Origin of the sequence: Hydrogenobacter sp. T-2 (assembly GCF_033971325.1) — a bacterium.
Lineage (GTDB): Bacteria > Aquificota > Aquificia > Aquificales > Aquificaceae > Pampinifervens > Pampinifervens diazotrophicum.
This window is the reverse complement of record NZ_CP117180.1, coordinates 1,500,066-1,519,446: the sequence shown is the minus strand read 5'-3', so window position 1 is coordinate 1,519,446 and position 19,381 is coordinate 1,500,066. Positions and strand designations below refer to the sequence as shown.

The following is a 19,381-nucleotide window of genomic DNA, read 5'->3' as shown; positions in this document are numbered from 1 at the left end:
ACTGTGAAGGCTTGGATAGAAAAAATAACATTAGAAGGGTTTAAATCTTACGGGAAAGAGAGGATTGAAATACCTTTGGGTCAGGGCTTTATAGGTGTTGTTGGTCCAAATGGTGCAGGTAAGTCTAACATAGGTGATGCCATATCCTTCGCCCTTGGCATAGCTACCGCAAAGACCCTTAGGGCAAAAAACCTCTCTTACCTTATATACTCAAAAAACTCCGACAGAGCGGATTACGCCTATGTGGAGGTGCATTTTAAAAACTACGGGCTTTTCCCTCTTCAGGAAGAGGATATAGTTATCTCAAGGAAAGTCTATCAGGATGGTAGAACGGTCTTTAGAATAAACGGTGCGGTGGTAAGGGAAAGGGATTTGATGGACTTTCTTTCAAAGGCGGGTATATATGAAAATGCCTACAATGTGGTCCTTCAAGGAGACATAGTAAGGTTTTTGAAAATGATGCCTGTGGAGAGGAGGAAGCTCCTTGAGGAGATAGCGGGTATAGAAGAGTATGAGGAGAAAAAGCAAAAGGCTCTTGCGGACCTTGGAGAAGTGGAGCTAAAGCTAAGGGAGCTTAGGCTTCTTATGGATGAGATGGAAGTGCAGATGGAAAAGCTCAAAGAGGAGCTAAAGAGGCTAAACCTATACAGAGACTTAGAGGAAAAGAGAAGACTTTTGGAGATAAAGCTCAATCTAAAGACCGCCTATGACCTTCAAAAATCAATACAGCAAACATCCCAAACTATGGCTCAGAAGGAGGAAGAGCTTGGAAAACTCAAAGGGATGCTTAGAGAATACGAAGAAAAGCTCACCCTTTTAGAAGAGGAGCTAAAGAGCGTAAGCGAGAGTCTCTTTCCTTATAGGGAAAGGGTTGGCAGGCTGTCGCAGTCTATTGAAGTCCTCAGCCAAGAGATAGAAAAACATAAAAAGAAAATTGAAAACCTTGAGAAGGAGGTCTTCTATACACAGGAACAGATGGGATCTCTTGAAGCCCAAAAGGAGTCTCTAAAAAGGGAAGAGGAGGAGATTCTGAGAGAGATTGAGGGGCAGGAGATGGAACTCTTGGGCTTGGAAGAGGCTACAAACCTTCTTTGGAAGAGTATAAAAGAAAGGGAGGAGAGCCTAAAGGTTTCCCTTGAAGAGATGGAAAGGACAGAGGAGAAACTAAAAGAGCTTTCTAATACTTTGGCAGATGCAAGGAAAGAGCTTTCAAGGATGGAACTGAAACTGAAAGAGCTGGAGCTTAAAAAGGAGAAAGTTAGAGAAGATATGGAAAGGCTAAGGGAAGAGGAGAAAAAAATAAAGGCAAGCATGGGCGAATCCCTTATGAAGAGGGAAAATTACCAGAAGATGTTAAAGGAGGAAGAGAAGTCCATAAGGACAAAGAAGGATAAATACCAAAGCCAAGAGGAAAGGCTCAAGAAAATAAGACAAGAAAGAGAAGAGATCATTAAGGAAATCTCTATGCTTAAGGGTAGGCTGGCAAGCATGCCACCAGAAGACCTACCCTTTGAGGGCATAGAAGGAGTTTACGGCAGAGCGTCAAGCCTTATAAGAGTTAAAGACCTTGAATATCTCAGGGCGGTTGAGACCGCAGGGGGTGGAAGGCTTTCTTATGTGGTGGTGCAGGACGAGGAGGTAGCAAAAAGGTGCATACAGAGGCTCAAGGAGCTAAAATGGGGAAGGCTAAACTTTATACCTTTGAACAGGATAAGGGAAACGAACCTGCCATCCTATCCACCAAGACAAAGAGGTGTTATAGACTTTGTGGTGAACCTCTTGGAATACGACAGAAGGTTTGAAAAGGCAATAAGGTTTATCTTTGGAGATACGCTCCTTGTGGACAGCTTTGAGACTGCAAAGGCTCTTGGAAATGCTTATAGGATGGTGACCCTTGATGGGGAGCTTTTTGAGAAAAGTGGCGTCATAAGTGGAGGGCATAGCGAAGAAAGGGGTGAACTTGGAAGAGCCTTTTATCTTGAGGAGCTAAACAGACTTTTGGAGCTTGAACAGAAATTGAAGGAAGAGGAACAAAGGGAGGAAAAGCTCCTAAAAGCTCTCAGGGATGAGCTTCTTGAAAAGGAAAGCATCATAGCCATACTTAAAAGAAGGCTTGAGGAAGTGGAAGAGTCCGATAAAGCTGGCTATGAGAGACTTAAAGATATAGAAGAAAAACTTCGCAAGGCGGAAGAATATCTTCAGATATTGGAACAAGAATCGCAAGAGACCAAAAGGAAAGCACAGGCTTTAAAAGAAGAAATAGCTTACCTTGAGGAAAAGCTGGAAAACCTCAACATAAAAAGGCAGTCGGTTCTTACCCACTACAAGGAGTCTGGAGTGGAAAACCTAAGAAGGGAATATGAAAAACAAAAGCAAAAGATAGAAAGGCTAAAGGAGTCCATACACCTAGAACAGCTAAAACTAAAAGAGCTACAGATGGAAAGAGAGAGCTTACAGAAGGAAATAGGCAGAAAACTCGCCTTTATTGACAGTGCCCAGGATGAGATTAAAAGACTAAACCAAGAGCTGGAAGGACTACACAGAAAGAGAGAAGAGATGGAAGAAGAACTAAAGCAGGTCAATATGCAGGCTTACGAGCTTTACAAAAAAAAGGACAAACTGGAAGAAGAACAAAGAATCCTTCAGTCAGAACTTGGAAAGTTGAAGTTTCACGAAGAGACCATAAAAGAAGAACTTCATAGGCTTGGGCTTGAAAGGGCAAAACTTGAAGAAAGATACGAGGAGAGCCTCAGCAAATTGAGAGACCTCCACTATGAGGGTGATGTGGTAGAAGTAAAAGAGGGGTTTGGTAAACTCAAAGAAGAGCTTTCAAAAATACTAAAGGAACTTTCTTCTATCGGCGGTGTGAACTTCAAGGCGGAGGAGGAATACAGGGAATACGAGGAGAGATACACAGACTATCAGGAAAGATACAAAAAGCTAAAAGAGGAAAAGGAGTCTATAAAAGAACTCATACAGGAAATAGAGACAAAAAAGCTAAGAGCCTTTATGGAAACCTTTCAGGCAGTGGATAGAAACCTTAGGCACATTTTCTCTGAGCTTTCTCCTGGTGGAAGGGCATACATGGTGCTTGAGAGAGAGGATGACCCATTCTCTGGTGGTGTGAGCTTGGTAGTAAAGCCAAGAGGAAAGGAAGTGCAATACTTAGAAGCCATATCTGGTGGTGAAAAGACACTTGCTGCTATTTCTCTTATTTTCGCCATACAAGACTACAGACCGTCACCCTTCTATTACTTTGATGAGGTGGACGCACACCTTGATGAAGCAAACGCCAGAAGGGTGGGAGAGCTTATAAAGGAGAGGTCAAAGGAAGCTCAGTTTATAGTGGTCACCTTGAGGGAAGTCCTCGCAAGTTTTGCAGACAAGGTGATAGGTGTTAGCGGAAGGGGCGGGGTCTCCAAGGTCTTTGCCTTAGAAAACCCAGCCCAGCTTCTTACTGGTTGAAGATGGCTTCCAGCTTCTCCTTCTTTTTCACAGGCTTTATGTAAGGCTTATCATCCTTGACCTTTATCTCTACCACTTCCACATCTGCAAGGCTTCCCTTGAGAAGCTCTTCTGCCAGCAAGTCCTCCACATGATGCTGAAGGGCTCTCTTTAGACTTCTTGCACCATACTCTGGCTTGTATTCCTTGTCTATTATCCAGTCTATGAAGCTCTTGTGAAGCCTGACCTTCACATTCCACTCCTGAAGGTTCTTGTTGACCTGTTCAAGCTGTAGCTCCAGTATCTTTACCACATCCTCCTTCTCAAGGGGTCTGTATACTATGACCTCGTCAAGCCTGTTGAGGAACTCTGGACTGAAGGTCCTCTTGACTTGGTCAAGCACATTCTTTTTCATCTGCTCGTAGTCTATCATGCCGAACTTCTTCTCAAAGCCCATCTGAGAGCCATGGGCTATTAGCCTTGCACCCAGGTTGGAGGTCATTATGATTATGGTGTTGGAAAAGTCCACCGTTCTTCCCATGGCATCGGTGAGCCTTCCGTCATCAAATATCTGGAGGAAGATATTAAACACGTCTGGGTGAGCCTTTTCTATCTCGTCAAAGAGTAGCACTGAGTAGGGTCTTCTTCTGACCTTTTCTGTGAGCTGTCCACCCTCCTCGTAACCCACATATCCCGGAGGTGCACCCACAAGCCTTGAGACAGTATGCTTTTCCATATACTCAGACATATCAAACCTAATGAGTGCTTCCTCAGAGCCAAAGAGATACTCCGCAAGGGCTTTTGCGGTTTCGGTCTTTCCCACGCCTGTTGGTCCGAGGAAAAGGAAAACGCCTATGGGCCTGTGCCTACCCTTTAGTCCCACCCTTGACCTTCTTATGGCTTTGGCTATAGCCTTTATGGCATCATCTTGCCCTATAACCCTCTTGTGAAGCTCTTCCTCAATGTGTAGGAGTTTTTCCATATCGTTTTCGTGTATCCTTTTGACAGGTATGCCTGTCCATCTGGCTACAACTTCCGCCACATCCTCCTCATTAACCTTTGGTCTGTTGACAGACATTTCTTGTCTCCACTTGGCTTTGAGGCTCTCAAGTTTTGCCCTAAGCCTTAACTCTTCATCTCTTAGCCTTGCAGCCTTTTCGTAGTCTTGTTCGCTGGCAGCTTCTTCCTTTTTCTCCTCAATTTCTCTTATCTTATCTTCTATTTCTTTTAGGTCGGGTGGTAGCTGGTATGCCCTGAGTTTTACCAGAGAGCCTGCCTCATCCAAAACATCTATTGCCTTGTCTGGCAAGTTTCTTTCTGTTATGTATCTTTCAGATAATATGACCGCCTTTTCTATCGCTTCGGGTGTGTATTCTACGCTGTGAAACTCTTCAAACTTGGCTTTAAGCCCATACAGTATTCTGATAGTGTCTTCTTGAGATGGTTGATCTACTATGACAGGCTGAAATCTTCTCTCAAGGGCACCATCCTTCTCTATGTATTTCCTATATTCGTCAAGGGTTGTGGCACCTATAACCTGTATTTCACCTCTTGCCAAGGCTGGCTTTAGCATGTTGCTGGCATCGATTGAACCTTCCGCAGAACCCGCACCCACAAGGGTATGTATCTCATCAATAAAGAGTATCACGTTAGGTGCCTTTTCAAGCTCCTTGAGGATATTTTTGAGCCTCTCTTCAAATTGACCTCTATACTTTGTCCCAGCCACCAAGGCTGCAAGGTCAAGGGCTACAACCCTTTTGTTAAGGAGAGGGTCTGGAACCTGTTTGTAGGCTATTCTTTGTGCAAGCCCTTCCACTATGGCGGTTTTTCCAACACCAGGGTCGCCAAGGAGGACAGGATTGTTCTTTCTTCTTCTGACCAGTATCTGTATGACCCTTTCTATTTCCTTCTCCCTTCCTATGACAGGGTCTAACTTACCTTCCCTTGCCATCTGCGTGAGGTCTCTTGAGAATCTGTCAAGGTTTGGAGTGGGGGCATACTTGGTGGTCTCTTGAGGAGGAAGCTCTCCAAGAATTTGCAGAACCTCCCTTCTGACAGAATATTCGTCAAGGCCAAAGCCTCTGAGTATCCTTCCGCCCAAGCCCGTCTTTTCTCTGACGATGCCTATAAGCAGGTGCTCGGGTCCCACAAACTGGTGGTGGAGTATGCGTGCTTCTTCCACCGCAAACTCAAGGACCCTTTTGGCGTCGGGTGCAAAAAGTATCTCACCCGCATGGCTTCCACGGGTTATCTGACCCATTATGGCTTTACGCACCTTCTCCTGGGTCAGCCCAAAGCGTGTAAGCACAAGGGAGGGAAGGTCTTCCTCCCTTATAAGGGCTAACAGTATATGCTCACTGCCAAGGTATGTATGCCCAAGCTCTATGGCTTCCTCCCTTGCTTGGAGGATTACCTGTCTTGCCTTTTCGGTAAATTTCTCAAACATCTCTCACACCTCTCTTATAGGATAAAGATAACGAAGGAAAAAAGTTTTGCAATAAGGATTATACTATTTAACAGCATGTATGTTCCCTTTGCAAGGAAGTATAGACCAAAGAGGTTCTCCGAGGTGGTAGGTCAGGATGTAGCAGTGCGTGTGCTGAGAAATGCGGTAAGGCTTAACAAGCTCTCCCATGCTTATCTTTTTGCAGGTCCAAGAGGAACGGGGAAGACCACCCTTGCAAGGATACTAACAAAGGCGGTAAACTGTCTCCAGCCAGAGGAGGGCGAACCCTGTGGAAGGTGTGAAAACTGCCTTTCCATAGACAAGGGGAACTTTCCAGACCTCATAGAGATAGATGCCGCATCCAACCGAGGCATAGACGATATAAGAGCCATAAGGGATGCGGTCTCTTACGCACCCATAAAGGGTAAATACAAGGTTTACATCCTTGACGAAGCCCATATGCTTACAAAAGAGGCTTTTAACGCCCTTTTAAAGACCCTTGAAGAACCTCCTCCAAGAACTGTTTTTGTGCTTTGCACCACAGAATACGAAAAGATAATGCCCACCATACTCTCAAGATGCCAAAGGATAATATTCACAAAGCTAAGGGAGGAGGAAATAGTAGGGTATCTAAAGACTATATGCGAAAAAGAGGGTGTTGAGTGTGAAGAGAAGGCTCTTATAACCATAGCCAGACTTAGTGATGGTGGTATGAGGGATGCGGTCTCTTTGCTTGACCAAGCAAGCACCTACGGTGAAGGTAAGGTAAACTCTGAGGTTCTTGAGGAGTTTTTGGGTATAGTATCTCAAGAGAGGGTAAGGGATTTTCTTAAACTCCTCTTAAACTCTGAAACAGACCAAGCCCTTGCCTTTATAAGAGATATAAGCCAGAGAGGTTTTAATCTCACAAGATTTTGGGACTCTCTTGAAGAGGAGATAAGAAACCTAATACTCTACAAAAGCCTAAAGAACCCAGAGAAAGTTATGAGGGTAGAAGACTTCCACAAGAGCTTCACGGACAAACCATTAAATGCCCTGCTCTATTTAGAAAAGGTAGTCAACATGGCAAGGCTTGATGCAAGGAGCAGGGACTTTCTTAGAGCCTGTGAGCTTGCCATAATAAAGACACAGATAATCAAAGACATTCTTCCTATCGGAGAGCTTATAAGGTATATGTCCTCTGAAAGACCCGTAGAACCTACACAAAAGGAGCAAACTAAACAAGAAGTAGAGCAAGAAGACCCTTTTAAACCTCTTGAGGGTAAGTTGGACATCCTTTTAATGGAAGCACTTAAGAGGTCAAAGTATGAGGTCAAGGAAGACAAGTTTGTCTTTTTTGTAAGAAAGGGAGACCTAACAGAACAGGATATGCAAAAGATAAAGGCTTTGAACCCTAAAATAGACTTTGTGGTAGAGGAAAAGGAGGAAGAAGGCGGTCTGCCACCTTTTGTGGAGAAGGTAAAGGACATATTTGGTGCAAAGATAGTTAGCCATGAACAAAGAGGTAAAGGCAAGGGTTCTTCTGGTAAAAGTTCCTAAGGAAAAGATAGGTCTTTTTACAGCCCTCATAGACGGGTCTGGCAGGTATGCCATAGTAAGGACAAGGGAAAAATCCTCAGAAGAGGTTTATCTTATAGCCACGCCAGACACCTTTTCTGGACTTTTAGAGGTTCTTGAGGGGGTCAGGTCTTTCCTTCCCGAGCTTAATCTTGTGGGTGAGGTAGAAAGCATAGATGTGGGATAAAAAAAGAGCATACAGGTTTATAGTCCTTATGGGGGTAGTTAGTCTCTTTGCGGACTTTACCTACGAGGGTGCAAAGGGTATTATAGGTCCTTACCTTGCCTTTCTCGGAGCTTCCGCTCTTTGGGTTAGCCTTGTGTCTGGTCTGGCAGAGCTTCTGGGATACTGGGTTAGGCTTCTCTCTGGTTTTCTTTCTGATAAACTAAGGAGCTACTGGGCTTTTACCCTAAGTGGGTATGCCCTAAACCTTTTTGCGGTTCCTCTTCTCTCTCTTGCAAGCAGTTGGCAGACCGCAAGCCTTCTTTTGTTTCTTGAGAGGACGGGAAAGGGACTAAGGACTCCTTCAAGGGATGCCCTTCTTTCAAAGGCTACTCAGGTAGTGGGTCATGGAAAAGGTTTTGGTCTTCATGAGTTTATTGACCAAATTGGTGCGGTTCTTGGTCCTTCTGTGGTTGCCCTTGTGCTTTATCTTGGTTTTGGTTATAGGCTTGCCTTTGCACTGCTTTTTGTGCCTGCGGTCTTTGCCATGCTCTTTCTCTTGCTGGCAAAAGGCTTGGAAGTAAAAGACTTGCAGAAGGAAAGACGAGGGTCAGAGGCTTCTCTTGGCAAAGTTTTCTATCTATATCTTATTGCTTCCTGTCTTGTTTCTCTTGGCTTTTTGCAGTTTCCACTTATAGGTTTTCATCTAACTCAAAAACTAAACTTTGAGGGTTGGCAGGTAGCCCTCTTCTTTGCACTTGCTATGGGAGTGGATGCCCTGTCCGCACTTCTTTTTGGTGTTCTTTACGATAGGGTTGGTTTTATGTCTTTGATTGCTGGACTTTCTATTGGTATGTTTTCTACCCTCTTTCTCCTTCTTATAAGCCAGCCACTTTTTGCAGTGGTCTTCTGGGGTATAAGCCTTGGAGTTCAAGAATCTATAATGAGGTCTGCGGTTGCTAAACTTTCCTCAGAAGATGCAAGAGGAAAGGCTTATGGTCTTTTCCACTTCTTTATGGGGCTTTCTGCCTTCTTGGGCGGTGCTCTGATGGGTTTGCTTTACCAGTTTTCCCACTTTTTTCTCGTAATCTACTCTGTAGGGCTACATCTTTTAGCTATTGGACTTCTTCTTGCTGTCGTAAAATATAAAACCCAATGACCAGGGAAGACCTTCCTGAAGTGCTTGAGATAATGAAAAGGGAGTTTCCAAAGTGGCATGCACCAATAGTAAAACTCATAGCACAAAAGAGGAAAGACCCTCTTAGTGCACTTCTTTGTGCTCTCCTTTCCACAAGGACAAGAGACGAAACAACCGCAGAGGTCTGCAAAAGATTTTTACAAAGGGTCAAAGACCCACAAGACCTTTTGGAGATAGACCAAGAGGAGCTTGAAAAACTCATATACCCCGTAGGCTTTTATAGAAACAAGGCAAGACAATTAAAGGAGCTTGCAAAACAGCTTGTAGAAGACTTTAATGGTAAAGTTCCAGACAACCTTGAAAACCTTTTAAAGCTAAAGGGTGTGGGAAGAAAGGTGGCAAACATCGTGCTTTCTGAGGGTTTTGGAAAGCCAGCCATAGCAGTAGACGTGCATGTGCATCGCATAAGCAACAGGTGGGGGTTTGTAAAGACAAAAACTCCAGAAGATACAGAAGAGGCTTTGATGGAAATACTGCCAAGAGAGTATTGGAGAGACTACAACAGACTTTTGGTAGCCTTTGGTCAAACCATATGCAAACCTATAAAGCCAAAGTGCGGAGAATGTCCAATAAGCAAGTGGTGTGGTTATTATAGTAGTCTCGGTAAATAAAAAGTGCAATGCATAGCATAGAAGAGTTTCTCAACAGAGTTATATGCGGAGATGTTTTAGAAGTTCTTAGGGACATGCCTTCTGATTCCATAGACCTTGGGATAACTTCACCGCCTTATAACAAGAAGGAAAAACATGGCGGTTGGCTTGTGCCAAAAGTGATATACAAAACTTACAAAGACGCTATGAAGGAGGAAGACTATCAAAGATGGCAGATAGACGTTTTAGATGAACTACACAGAGTGATAAAAGAAGGAGGCAGTTTTTTCTACAACCACAAGGTTAGATACGAAAACGGAAAGATGATACATCCTCTTGAGTGGCTTACAAAAACCAAGTGGAATATATGGCAGGAGATTATTTGGAACAGAAAAATAGCAGGGAACATTAGAGGATGGAGGTTTTGGCAGGTTGAGGAAAGAATATATTGGCTCGTAAAGGGCAAACCTGCGGAACTAAAACCACAGCATGCAAAACTCACATCCATATGGGACATAAGACCAGAACAAGGACACAAAAGCCATCCTGCGGTTTTTCCCATAGAGCTTCCTACAAGGATAATCCACTCTATTCTTGAAGACAGATACGGTGTAGTCATAGACCCATTCTGTGGCACGGGAACTACACTGGTATCTGCAAAGCTGTTGGGTAAGGCATATGTAGGAATAGATATTTCTGAAGAATATGTGGCTTATGCTATAAAGAGGCTTGAATCCGCAGATAAGGAAAGGCATAGAGTCCTTTATGAGCTTTCCCTTCATGAGGTTAGCCTCACCTTTGAGGAGAGGAAAAAGAAAGGGCTTTGGAACAAGAGGCTTAAAAAGTTATAATAGTTTCTCATGGTAGTTTCACGCTTTGCACCAAGTCCTACGGGATATTTGCATCTTGGAAACGCAAGGACTGCTATATTTAGCTACCTTTTTGCCAAACACCACCGCGGGAAGTTTATCCTCAGGGTAGAAGATACAGACAGAGAAAGGTCTACAAAGGAGTTTGAGGAAATGCTCCTTGAGGACCTTAAGTGGCTTGGCATAGAATGGGATGAATTCTACAGACAGTCAGAGAGGTTTGACATATACAGAGAATATGCGGAAAAGCTCGTGCAAAGCAGACATGCCTATCCCTGTTTTTGCACTGTGGAAGAGCTTGAAGAAGAAAGGAAGAAGGCAGAAGAAAAGGGAGTGCCTTATAGATACTCTGGCAAGTGTAGAGCCCTAAGCAAAGAAGAAGTGGAAGAGTTCAAAAGACAAGGCAAACCCTATACTATACGCTTTAGAGTGCCAGATGGCAGGGTTGTGGTCTTTCAAGACCTTATAAAGGGTCATATAGCTATAAATGTGGATGATTTTGGAGATTTTGTTATAGTGAGGAGCGATGGAACGCCCACTTACAATTTTGTGGTGGTTGTGGACGATGCCCTCATGGGGGTCACACACGTGGTAAGAGGGGAAGACCACATTCCTAACACACCCAAGCAGATACTCATATACGAAGCCCTTGGCTTTGAGGTTCCTAAGTTTGCCCACCTGCCTGTTATACTGGGAGAGGACAGAAGCAAACTTTCAAAGCGTCATGGTGCGGTTTCTGTGAGAAACTACAGGGAAGAGGGCTATCTGTCTCCTGCACTTTTTAACTTTCTATGTCTTCTTGGCTGGTCTCCACCAGAAGAAGGAAGGGAGATATTCTCCAAAAAGGAGCTTATAGACTTGTTTACTTTGGAAGGGGTAAACTCCGCACCTGCGGTCTTTAACAAGGAAAAGCTAAGGTGGATGAACGGAGTTTATATAAGAGAGGTGCTTTCTCTTGACAGGCTTGTGGAGGAGTTTATGCCTTTCCTTGAGAAGGCAGGATACAAAGCGGACAAGGACTTTGTAAGAAAAGTCTTGGAAAAGACCAGGGACTCCTTTGAGACCTTAACAGAAGGTGTGGAAAGGCTTAAGCCCTTTTTTGTCCAAGAGGTGAGCTATTCAGAGGAAGCTATGGCTGTCCTTGAAAATGAGCCTTCAAGAAGAGTTCTTGAGCTTTTCTTACAAAAGGTGCAAGAGGGAGACATAAACGCTCAAAGGGTAAAGGAAATAGCCAAAGAGATACAAAAGGAGCTTAATCTAAAGGCAAAGGAGATATGGCACGCACTTAGGGCATGTCTTACTGGAGAGTTAGAGGGTATAGGTGTGGACATTATGTGCGATGTGCTTCCAAAAGAGAGAGTTTTACATAGGGTAATAAAAGCCTTGGAAATTTTGGGCTGAGTTTTAACAAAAAGTTAACAATAGACTATTAAACTTTGCTTATGGAAAGAGAAAGCTTCTACGAGACTGCAAAGTCCCTTGCTGTTGTTGATGTGCCAGTGGCACACCCTGAGAACACTGTGAAAGAGACCATTGAAAGGATACTGGGCAAAAAGTATGCATCCGCCTCTCATATAGTGGTGCTTGAGGGAGGAAAGCTCGTGGGGATAGTAACCGCAGAAGACCTATTTAGTGCAAACCCAGAGGACAGAATAGGTCATATAATGGATAAGGACCCCCCGAGGGCGAGCCCTGACACAGACCAAGAAGTGGTAGCCTGGCAAGCAGTGCAAAGGGGCGAATACGCCATGCCTGTTGTGGATCATTATGGATACTTCCTTGGGCTTATTCCGCCTTATACCTTGCTTAAGGTTCTACTTCAGGAACACGAAGAAGACCTTTCAAGAATGGCTGGTATACTTGGGCCGGATAGCACCGCAGTCTCCTACTCAGGTGCACCCATGAAAAAGAGGGTAGTCTACAGATTGCCCTGGCTTTTAGTAGGTCTTGCGGGTGGATTTTTCGCTGCAGGAGTTGTTGGAATGTTTGAAAAGGAATTGGAAAAACATGTAGCACTTGCCTTTTTCATACCAACGGTGGTTTACCTTGCGGATGCGGTAGGAACACAGACAGAGGCTCTTGTGGTCAGAGCCTTCGCGCTGGGGCTTCCTGCTGATATAAGAAAAGAAACCAAAACAAGCACTGCTATAGGTTTTGTGCTTTTTCTCTTTAGTCTTATAACCATATGGCTTTTTTGGAAGGATTTTAAAATAGCTTTTGTCGTCTCTCTTGCTATACTTATTGCTTCCTCTGTTGCAGGGTTTGTTGCGTCCTTATTACCTCTGTTTTTCAAAAGGCTTGGATTAGACCCAGCTCACGGAAGTGGACCTCTCGCCACTGTGATACAGGATATAATATCAGTGTTTATTTACTTCCTTGTTGCTTCTCTACTCCTCTGAGAAACTCAATTAATCGAAAACTTCAAGAAATATCTCCCTTAGTCTTCTCATGCTATCAGCCACTTTTTCTTTGAGTTCATCCTCTTGCATACCCAGTGAGCTTGCTACCCTTTTGCCTTCTTGAGGTCCAAGTAAAGACCCAGCCCTTTCCTTTGAAAGCCTTAGTCTTGTCTCCACAAGCCTTAGAAAGGTGTAATGTTCGCGAGTTTCTCTGAGTATAGGATACTTTCCTATTAGCCTCTGGCATGCCCTTATCATAGATGGCTCCCTAAGCCTTTCCAAAAGCACGTAATACTGGATTAGAAACTCCGCATCTATGAGACCACCAGGAGAAAACTTAAGGTCCACAAAGCTCTTTCCCTTTTTCGCATTAACCTCAAGTGCAAACCTCATATCCCTTATCTCTTTTCTTTCCTTCTCACCAAGGGGTTTCTCAAAGAGAAAGGCTTTAAGCAAAGTTTCAAACTCCTCCACAAGCTCCTCTGGTCCTGCAATATACCTGCATCTTGTCCATGCAAGCCTTTCCCATGTTCTTGCATTAAACTGGAAGTATTCCTTATAAAAGCTCAGAGAGGGTGCTATTTCTCCCGCATTTCCCATGGGTCTAAGTCTAAAGTCCACATCATACAGATAGCCCTCTGAGGTATGTTTTGTAAGAAAGGCTATAAACTCTTGAGCCTTCTTTGTTTTTTCTTCTCCTGCACTCCCACAGACGAATACAAGGTCAAGGTCGGAACCGATAGTTAGTTCCCTGCTTCCATACTTTCCAAGAGCGAGAATTAGTGTATCTTCAAGACCTAAGTTTTCCCAAAGCCTTTTCATGAGAAAGTCCGCAAGGTCCGAAAGCTTTTCAAAAAAGCTAAAGAGCTTCTTGTATCTGTCTTCTCTTTTCATTAAGTATACAAGGGCTATTCTTATCTCCCAAACCCTTTTGAACCTTCTATAAAGGTTTTCAGGGCTTAAGTTTAGGATAGCCTTGTATTTTTCAAACTCTTCAGTTAACCTCTCTTCATCTGGAAAGTCTTGATAAAGAGTGAGCACATCCTCCACAAGGTCTGGAAACCTGCTTATGAGAGTGGACAGATAAGAGGACAAGGAAAATACCTTGCAAAGAGTCCTATTTATATCCTCTTTTGCAGGGCTCAAAATTACTTTTCTGCCTGTTGGGTTAGAGAAGAACTTGTCAAAGTTGGCAAGGGTCTCATCTGGGTCTGTGGTTTGAGCCATGCTTTCAAGAAGCTGTGGAAGAAGCCTTATAAAGGCTTGCTTTTCCTGTGTGGATAGCTTTATGCCTTCCCTTCCACTTATGTAGCTCCAAAGTATATTAAAGGCTCTGATGGGTTCTCTAAAGTGGTAGTTTATGAGTATCTCTTTTGCTTCCTCAATGTCTCCATTTAGCAAAGCCCTCTGTATGGGGTGCAGGTCTTCCTCCTCTTGAGAGGGTATTATCTGAGAAAAGATGAGGCTTACGCCCTTTGTATACTTTTCATAGTTGGCTCTGAGCTCTTGTTCCTTCATTCCCATATGCCTTGCAAGCCTGCTTGTGTCGTTTTCTGAGAAGCTCTGAGTTTGAGTGCAGGAATGGAGCTGTAGCTTGTGCTCAAGCCTTCTCAGAAACTCATAAGCCCTTTCCAAAAAAATAGCCTCTTCGTTAGAAAAAACACCCTTTTGGCTGAGCTTCCATATAGCCCTAAAGGTGTTGCTCTCTCTAAGAAAGGGAAACTTTCCACCAAGTAGCAAAACAAGAGACTGGACTGTAAACTCCACTTCTCTTATGCCACCTTCTCCTGTCTTAATGTTATTTTTACCAAGAAGCCTTTTCTTTGCCTCGCTGGCTATCTGAGCCTTTATGAGCCTTATCTCCTCAAGTATGCGATAGTCAACGGATTTTCTAAAGACAAAAGGCTCTTTCACTTCCCTCTCAAAAGCCCTATATAACTCCTCATCTCCCGCACAGTATCTTGCCCTAAGAAGTGCAAACCTTTCCCAAGTTCTTCCATAGGACTCATAATACAGCTCCGCACTCCTCAAGGACATGCTTATAGGACCTGACTTTCCAAAGGGTCTAAGGTCAAGGTCCACCTCATAAGGCTTACCTTCTGGTGTTATCTGCGTCATGAGTTTAAAGAGCTTTTGGAAAACCTTTTGAAAAAACTCATTAATGGTAAGCCTTCCTGCGTGCCCCTTGTCGCTGGAGTGGATAAACATTATGTCTATGTCCGAGTAGTAGTTGAGCTCATGGCTTCCGAGCTTTCCTAAAGCAATTATACAACCTGTAGCTGGATTTCCACTTTCCTCAAGAGGTTCTCCATATCTTTCAACCATTTCTTGATAAGCTCTTCTGTAAGCAAGCTCAAGCATGGCATCTGGCAAGTTTGAATACTCTTGCAAAAGGTCTTCATACTTTGCGGTTCCCAGTATCTCCTTTGCAAATATTCTCATAAGCTCTCTGTGTCTGTAATAAGCAAGGGTTTTTGAAAGGTCATCGTCGGACATGCTCTGAGAGGTAAGCTCTTCCAATTCCTTAAGATAGGCTCTTTTGTCCTTAAAGACATACCAAAGCCTAGGTATGGTTTTTTGAAAGTCTTCTGGATGGTTTATTAGAAACTTCCTTATACACTCAGACTGGTCAAGAAGCTCCAAAAGCAAGATAAACCTTCTTTCGTTTAGATAGTCCAAAAGGCTTTGAGGATTGGGATGCCTTTTGAGGAGCTCCTCAAGGCTTTCTCTTGCCCTATTTAGGTTATATACCCTTTCCTCTGCCCTTTTCCACCATTCTGAGGGGAACATGCTAATATTCTAATTTCACTTTGCAGAAATCTGTCTCCGACATATAATTTATTTTCATGATATACTCAGAAACTGTTAAATATGCCCTATTGGCTTTGGCATACCTTGCCCTCAACAGGGACAGGCTTGTCAAGGTGGAGGAGATAGCAGAGGCTCAAAGAATCCCTAAACCCTTTCTTTCAAAAATATTTCATAAGCTGGCAAGGGAAAGGGTTTTGAAGTCTTATAAGGGTCCAACTGGTGGCTTTACCCTTGCGGTTCCACCTGAGAATATAACCTTAATGGACGTAATAAGTTACCTTGATGAGGACTACAAATTAGACTACTGTGCCCTCAGACCCGGAAGGTGCGAGGAGTGGCAAAGCTCACCATGCGTTATTCATCACAGATGGACCGAACTAAGAGAACAGATACTTGAATACCTCACCACTACCACCGTAGCAGAGCTTGCGAACGTAGAAAGCAGGCACAGGTAGGGACTTACTCATAGAAGCTTACCATAGAACAAATTCAGAGCTACCCACATCCTACTTGACGGTGTAATGTTTAAATTTTTCCAAAACTTGACAAAGGTATACTAAAGCATATTATAAAAACTACTATTAAGTAAGGAGGTAGGCATGTTTAGTGAAAATCTTTTCTCCGCAAGGTCTTTGGAATACCTAAGCGGGGCAAAAGACTTGGCAAAAAAGAGGGGAGATAGCAAGGTGGATACCGACCACCTTTTCCTCTTTATGCTTTCTGATGAAAAGTCTCCTTTGTCAAAGTATATTGAAAAGAGAGGTGTGGATGTAAAGGGCTTTTACAAAAAGGTCTCTGAATACATTGAAAAGCTCCACGCTCAAATAGACAAGGCGGTTCAGCAAGAAGCACAGCACCTTATTGACCTAAGAAGTAAGATAATGCAGGTAAAGTCTGATATAGGTCAGGTGCAGATTGAGTTGGACAAGATAAAGAGGGCAAAGGAGAGGATAAACCAAGAGCTTCAGAGGGCAAGAAAATACGGAGATTACTGGAGTTTGCAAGAGCTTCAGGTGGAACTGGCACGGCTTGAGAGGCTTGAAGGTCAATATAGAAGTCAGCTCGAAGGTGTAGAAAGAAGCCTTTCTGCGGTCTTTAAGTTAGAGGATGTGAGAGCCTTTCTTGAAAATAGGCTAAGTATTGACGGGCTTATAAGAAAAGCACTTGAAACATCAACTCTTGTAGAGCAGGTCAAGGAGCTTGGCATATCTCCCGATAGGGTCATAGATGCGGTGGGTAAAATAGTCTTTGGCAAAGAACCAGCCTTTGACTACTCTCAAAACCTCATTAAAGTCCTTGAGAAGGCTCAGGACAAAGCGGTCTCTGAGGGTCTTTCTCAGGTAGAACCCTATCATATAGTCGCAAGCCTTGTGGAGGCAAAGGATACTATTGCTGGTAAGATTTTAGAAGATATAGCAGGAGGTGAAAAAATGAAGGATGTGGCACAAGAGCTAAGGGAAGAGGAAAAGTCCGCCCTTGAGAGGTTTGGTGTGGACCTCACACAGATGGCAAGGGAGGGCAAACTTGACCCAGTGATAGGAAGAGAAAGGGAAATAAACCAGCTTATAGAGGTGCTACTCAGAAGAACGAAAAACAACCCTGTGCTTGTGGGAGACCCGGGCGTTGGAAAGACTGCCATAGTGGAAGGTCTGGCACAAAGGATAGTTAACAAGGAAGTGCCTGTAGAGCTTCAGGACAAGGCGGTTATATCCGTAGACATGGGTTCTCTCATAGCAGGTTCAAAATACAGAGGAGAATTTGAGGAGCGTTTTAAAAGTCTTTTGGAAGAGGTAAAACAGAAGGGTAATGTAATACTCTTTATAGATGAAATTCATACCGTGGTGGGTGCAGGCAAGGCAGAAGGTGCGGTAGATGCTGGCAACATGCTAAAGCCTCCTTTGGCAAGAGGAGAAATAAGGGTCATAGGTGCAACCACGGTGGACGAATATCGCAAATACATAGAAAAGGACCCAGCCCTTGAAAGAAGGTTTCAACCCATATACGTGGATGAGCCTACAGAGGAAGAGACCATAGAGATACTCAAGGGTCTAAGACCAAAATTGGAAAAGCACCACAAGGTAAAGATATCTGACGAAGCCATAGAATCTGCGGTAAAGCTCACAAGAAGGTATGTGACCTTTAGAAAGCTACCCGATAAGGCAATAGACGCCCTTGACCAAGCATCTGCACGCAAAAAGCTAATGGCGGTAGCAGTTCCTCCAGAGATTCAAGAAATAGAAAGAAGGCTAAGAAGCCTTGAGGAAGAGATACAAAAGGCATACCTTGAAGGCAACTATGAAAAGGAAGCTCAACTAAAGATAAAGAAGGTTCAACTTGAGAAGGAAAAGCAAGAACTCCTTTCAAGGTTAGGAGGGACGGAGGCAAGAATATCGGAAATAAAGAAGCGTATAGAGGAGCTTGACCAAGAGATAATCAAGGCATCCGAGAGAGGAGACTACGAAAAGGAAGCAAACCTAAAGATAGAAAAGGTGAAGTTAGAAAAGGAATTAAAAGAGCTTGAAAGCAAAAAGGCTCAGGAGCTTGTAGTAGGCTGGGATGATATTGCACAGGTGGTCTCCGAGTGGACTGGCATTCCTACCACAAAGCTAAAGGAAGAGGAGATGGAGAGGCTCCTCAAATTGGAAGAGGAACTACACAAGAGGGTAATAGACCAAGAGCATGCGGTAATTGCGGTTGCAGAAGCCATAAGGAGGGCAAGGGCAGGTCTAAAAGACCCCAAAAGACCCATAGCCAGCTTCCTATTCCTTGGACCCACGGGCGTAGGAAAAACGGAGCTTTCAAAGGCTCTTGCGGAGCTACTCTTTGGAGAGGAAGATGCCTTAATAAGACTTGATATGTCCGAGTTCAAAGAAGAGCACAGCATAGCCAAGCTCATAGGTGCACCACCGGGCTATGTGGGATACGAAGAGGGAGGAAAGCTCACCGAGGCGGTTCGTAGAAAACCCTATTCGGTCTTGCTCCTTGACGAGGTAGAAAAGGCACATCCAAGGGTCTTTGACCTGTTTTTGCAGGTTTTGGACGATGGAAGGCTCACAGACTCTCACGGAAGGACGGTAGACTTTAGAAACACGGTGATAATCATGACCTCCAACATAGGCTCTCAGTATCTTTTGAGCATACCTGTGGACGGAGACGAAGAAAGGGTTCAAAGGGAGTTTGAAAGGGCAAGGGAAAGGGTGCTTGAAGAACTGCGTTATCACTTCAGACCAGAGTTTCTAAACAGGATAGATGAGATAATTGTCTTTAAACCCTTGACCATGAAGGAGCTCTTCCAGATAATAGACCTGCTTGTGGCAAGTATAAACAAAAGACTGGCGGAGAGGAACATTTCCATAGAGCTCACAGAAAAGGCAAAGGAGCATCTTGTAAAGCTCGGCTATGACCCAGCCTATGGTGCAAGACCTCTCAAAAGGACACTGCAAAAGCACTTAGAAACTCCTCTGGCAAACCTAATTATAAAGGGTGAGATAAAAGAGGGGCAAAGGGTAATGGTGGATTTGAAGGATGGGAAGTTGGAGTTTGTAAGCTTGTAGGTAGTCTTGGCAACTGGTCTTGGCGATTAGTTTTTGAAAATGTTGACAAACGAAGATAAATGTTGTATATTATTCTTTAGTTTTTAAAGCGGGGTGCGGAACGTGAATACCGACAAAGGCTCGCCTAACCGTGTTAGGTGAGGTTGGTGTTTACACTGCACTCTGCAAGCCCTTATCAAGTGGGTATGAAAAGCCTGCTTGATGAGCGGTATTAGTGCAGTTGGAGTAAGGCACTGGGGTCGGTGAGCCCCTAAACCCAAAGTGTGGATAAATGTCCCTAAAAGGGATATTTGTCTATACTAAGGGATACTCTCTTAGCTTTTAAAGTGGGGTGCGGAATGTGGATGCCG

12 protein-coding genes are annotated in these 19,381 nt (G+C 43.9%); 10 read left to right on the top strand and 2 right to left on the bottom strand.

The genetic code is table 11. From position 1 onward, the window contains the following. Nucleotides 1-3: 3 nt before the first annotated feature. A complete protein-coding gene (smc, locus tag IAE16_RS08740) occupies nt 4-3,465 on the top strand; it encodes a chromosome segregation protein SMC (protein WP_323700453.1) in 3,462 nt (1,153 codons plus the stop codon). Here smc and IAE16_RS08735 read toward each other — a convergent pair. Beyond that, a complete protein-coding gene (locus IAE16_RS08735; RefSeq protein WP_323700452.1) occupies nt 3,455-5,890 on the bottom strand; it encodes an ATP-dependent Clp protease ATP-binding subunit in 2,436 nt (811 codons plus the stop codon). The genes smc and IAE16_RS08735 overlap by 11 nt on opposite strands. A 75-nt stretch (nt 5,891-5,965) precedes the next feature. On the opposite strand from IAE16_RS08735, the gene dnaX reads away from it, so the two are divergent. From dnaX to IAE16_RS08700, 7 genes are read left to right on the top strand one after another with little or no spacing between them, the layout of a single operon-like run. Then, nucleotides 5,966-7,429 (top strand): DNA polymerase III subunit gamma/tau, encoded by a 1,464-nt coding sequence (gene dnaX / locus IAE16_RS08730; RefSeq protein WP_323700451.1) that lies wholly within the window; start codon nt 5,966-5,968, stop codon nt 7,427-7,429. Beyond that, complete coding sequence (locus IAE16_RS08725) at nt 7,383-7,634, top strand: hypothetical protein (protein WP_323700450.1); 252 nt, start codon at nt 7,383-7,385, stop codon at nt 7,632-7,634. Before dnaX ends, IAE16_RS08725 begins: the two co-directional genes overlap by 47 nt. Beyond that, the gene (locus IAE16_RS08720) at nt 7,624-8,769 is read left to right on the top strand and encodes an MFS transporter (protein ID WP_323700449.1); all 1,146 of its coding nucleotides are present in this window, start codon (nt 7,624-7,626) and stop codon (nt 8,767-8,769) included. Before IAE16_RS08725 ends, IAE16_RS08720 begins: the two co-directional genes overlap by 11 nt. Beyond that, nucleotides 8,766-9,419, top strand: a complete 654-nt coding sequence (locus tag IAE16_RS08715) for an endonuclease III domain-containing protein (RefSeq protein ID WP_323700448.1) — start codon at nt 8,766-8,768, stop codon at nt 9,417-9,419. The genes IAE16_RS08720 and IAE16_RS08715 overlap by 4 nt, the downstream gene beginning before the upstream one ends. Nucleotides 9,420-9,427: 8 nt before the next feature. Further along, nucleotides 9,428-10,249: a DNA-methyltransferase gene (locus tag IAE16_RS08710; protein ID WP_323700446.1), complete on the top strand. Its 822-nt coding sequence runs from the start codon at nt 9,428-9,430 to the stop codon at nt 10,247-10,249. A gap of 9 nt (nt 10,250-10,258) precedes the next feature. Further along, nucleotides 10,259-11,668: a glutamate--tRNA ligase gene (gene gltX, locus IAE16_RS08705; protein WP_323700445.1), complete on the top strand. Its 1,410-nt coding sequence runs from the start codon at nt 10,259-10,261 to the stop codon at nt 11,666-11,668. A 41-nt stretch (nt 11,669-11,709) separates the two neighbouring features. Beyond that, nucleotides 11,710-12,666: a magnesium transporter gene (locus IAE16_RS08700; protein ID WP_323700444.1), complete on the top strand. Its 957-nt coding sequence runs from the start codon at nt 11,710-11,712 to the stop codon at nt 12,664-12,666. A gap of 9 nt (nt 12,667-12,675) precedes the next feature. Here IAE16_RS08700 and glnE read toward each other — a convergent pair whose 3' ends face one another. After that, nucleotides 12,676-15,456 (bottom strand): bifunctional [glutamate--ammonia ligase]-adenylyl-L-tyrosine phosphorylase/[glutamate--ammonia-ligase] adenylyltransferase, encoded by a 2,781-nt coding sequence (glnE, locus tag IAE16_RS08695; RefSeq protein WP_323700443.1) that lies wholly within the window; start codon nt 15,454-15,456, stop codon nt 12,676-12,678. Nucleotides 15,457-15,512: 56 nt separating this feature from the next. On the opposite strand from glnE, the gene IAE16_RS08690 reads away from it, so the two are divergent. Both IAE16_RS08690 and IAE16_RS08685 read left to right on the top strand, forming a co-directional pair. After that, nucleotides 15,513-15,932, top strand: coding sequence for an RrF2 family transcriptional regulator (locus IAE16_RS08690; protein ID WP_323700441.1), 420 nt, complete (start codon nt 15,513-15,515; stop codon nt 15,930-15,932). Nucleotides 15,933-16,076: 144 nt separating this feature from the next. Further along, nucleotides 16,077-19,031, top strand: coding sequence for an AAA family ATPase (locus IAE16_RS08685; protein ID WP_323700440.1), 2,955 nt, complete (start codon nt 16,077-16,079; stop codon nt 19,029-19,031). Nucleotides 19,032-19,381 lie beyond the last annotated feature (350 nt).

What these genes read in the sequence shown, in the direction of transcription:
- IAE16_RS08700 (WP_323700444.1), top strand. Translation starts at nt 11,710, where the DNA reads ATGGAAAGAGAAAGCTTCTACGAGACTGCAAAGTCCCTTGCTGTTGTT.
- IAE16_RS08690 (WP_323700441.1), top strand. Translation starts at nt 15,513, where the DNA reads ATGATATACTCAGAAACTGTTAAATATGCCCTATTGGCTTTGGCATAC.
- IAE16_RS08735 (WP_323700452.1), bottom strand. Translation starts at nt 5,890, where the DNA reads ATGTTTGAGAAATTTACCGAAAAGGCAAGACAGGTAATCCTCCAAGCA.
- IAE16_RS08685 (WP_323700440.1), top strand. Translation starts at nt 16,077, where the DNA reads ATGTTTAGTGAAAATCTTTTCTCCGCAAGGTCTTTGGAATACCTAAGC.
- IAE16_RS08725 (WP_323700450.1), top strand. Translation starts at nt 7,383, where the DNA reads ATGAACAAAGAGGTAAAGGCAAGGGTTCTTCTGGTAAAAGTTCCTAAG.
- IAE16_RS08720 (WP_323700449.1), top strand. Translation starts at nt 7,624, where the DNA reads ATGTGGGATAAAAAAAGAGCATACAGGTTTATAGTCCTTATGGGGGTA.
- glnE (WP_323700443.1), bottom strand. Translation starts at nt 15,456, where the DNA reads ATGTTCCCCTCAGAATGGTGGAAAAGGGCAGAGGAAAGGGTATATAAC.
- dnaX (WP_323700451.1), top strand. Translation starts at nt 5,966, where the DNA reads ATGTATGTTCCCTTTGCAAGGAAGTATAGACCAAAGAGGTTCTCCGAG.
- IAE16_RS08710 (WP_323700446.1), top strand. Translation starts at nt 9,428, where the DNA reads ATGCATAGCATAGAAGAGTTTCTCAACAGAGTTATATGCGGAGATGTT.
- gltX (WP_323700445.1), top strand. Translation starts at nt 10,259, where the DNA reads ATGGTAGTTTCACGCTTTGCACCAAGTCCTACGGGATATTTGCATCTT.
- IAE16_RS08715 (WP_323700448.1), top strand. Translation starts at nt 8,766, where the DNA reads ATGACCAGGGAAGACCTTCCTGAAGTGCTTGAGATAATGAAAAGGGAG.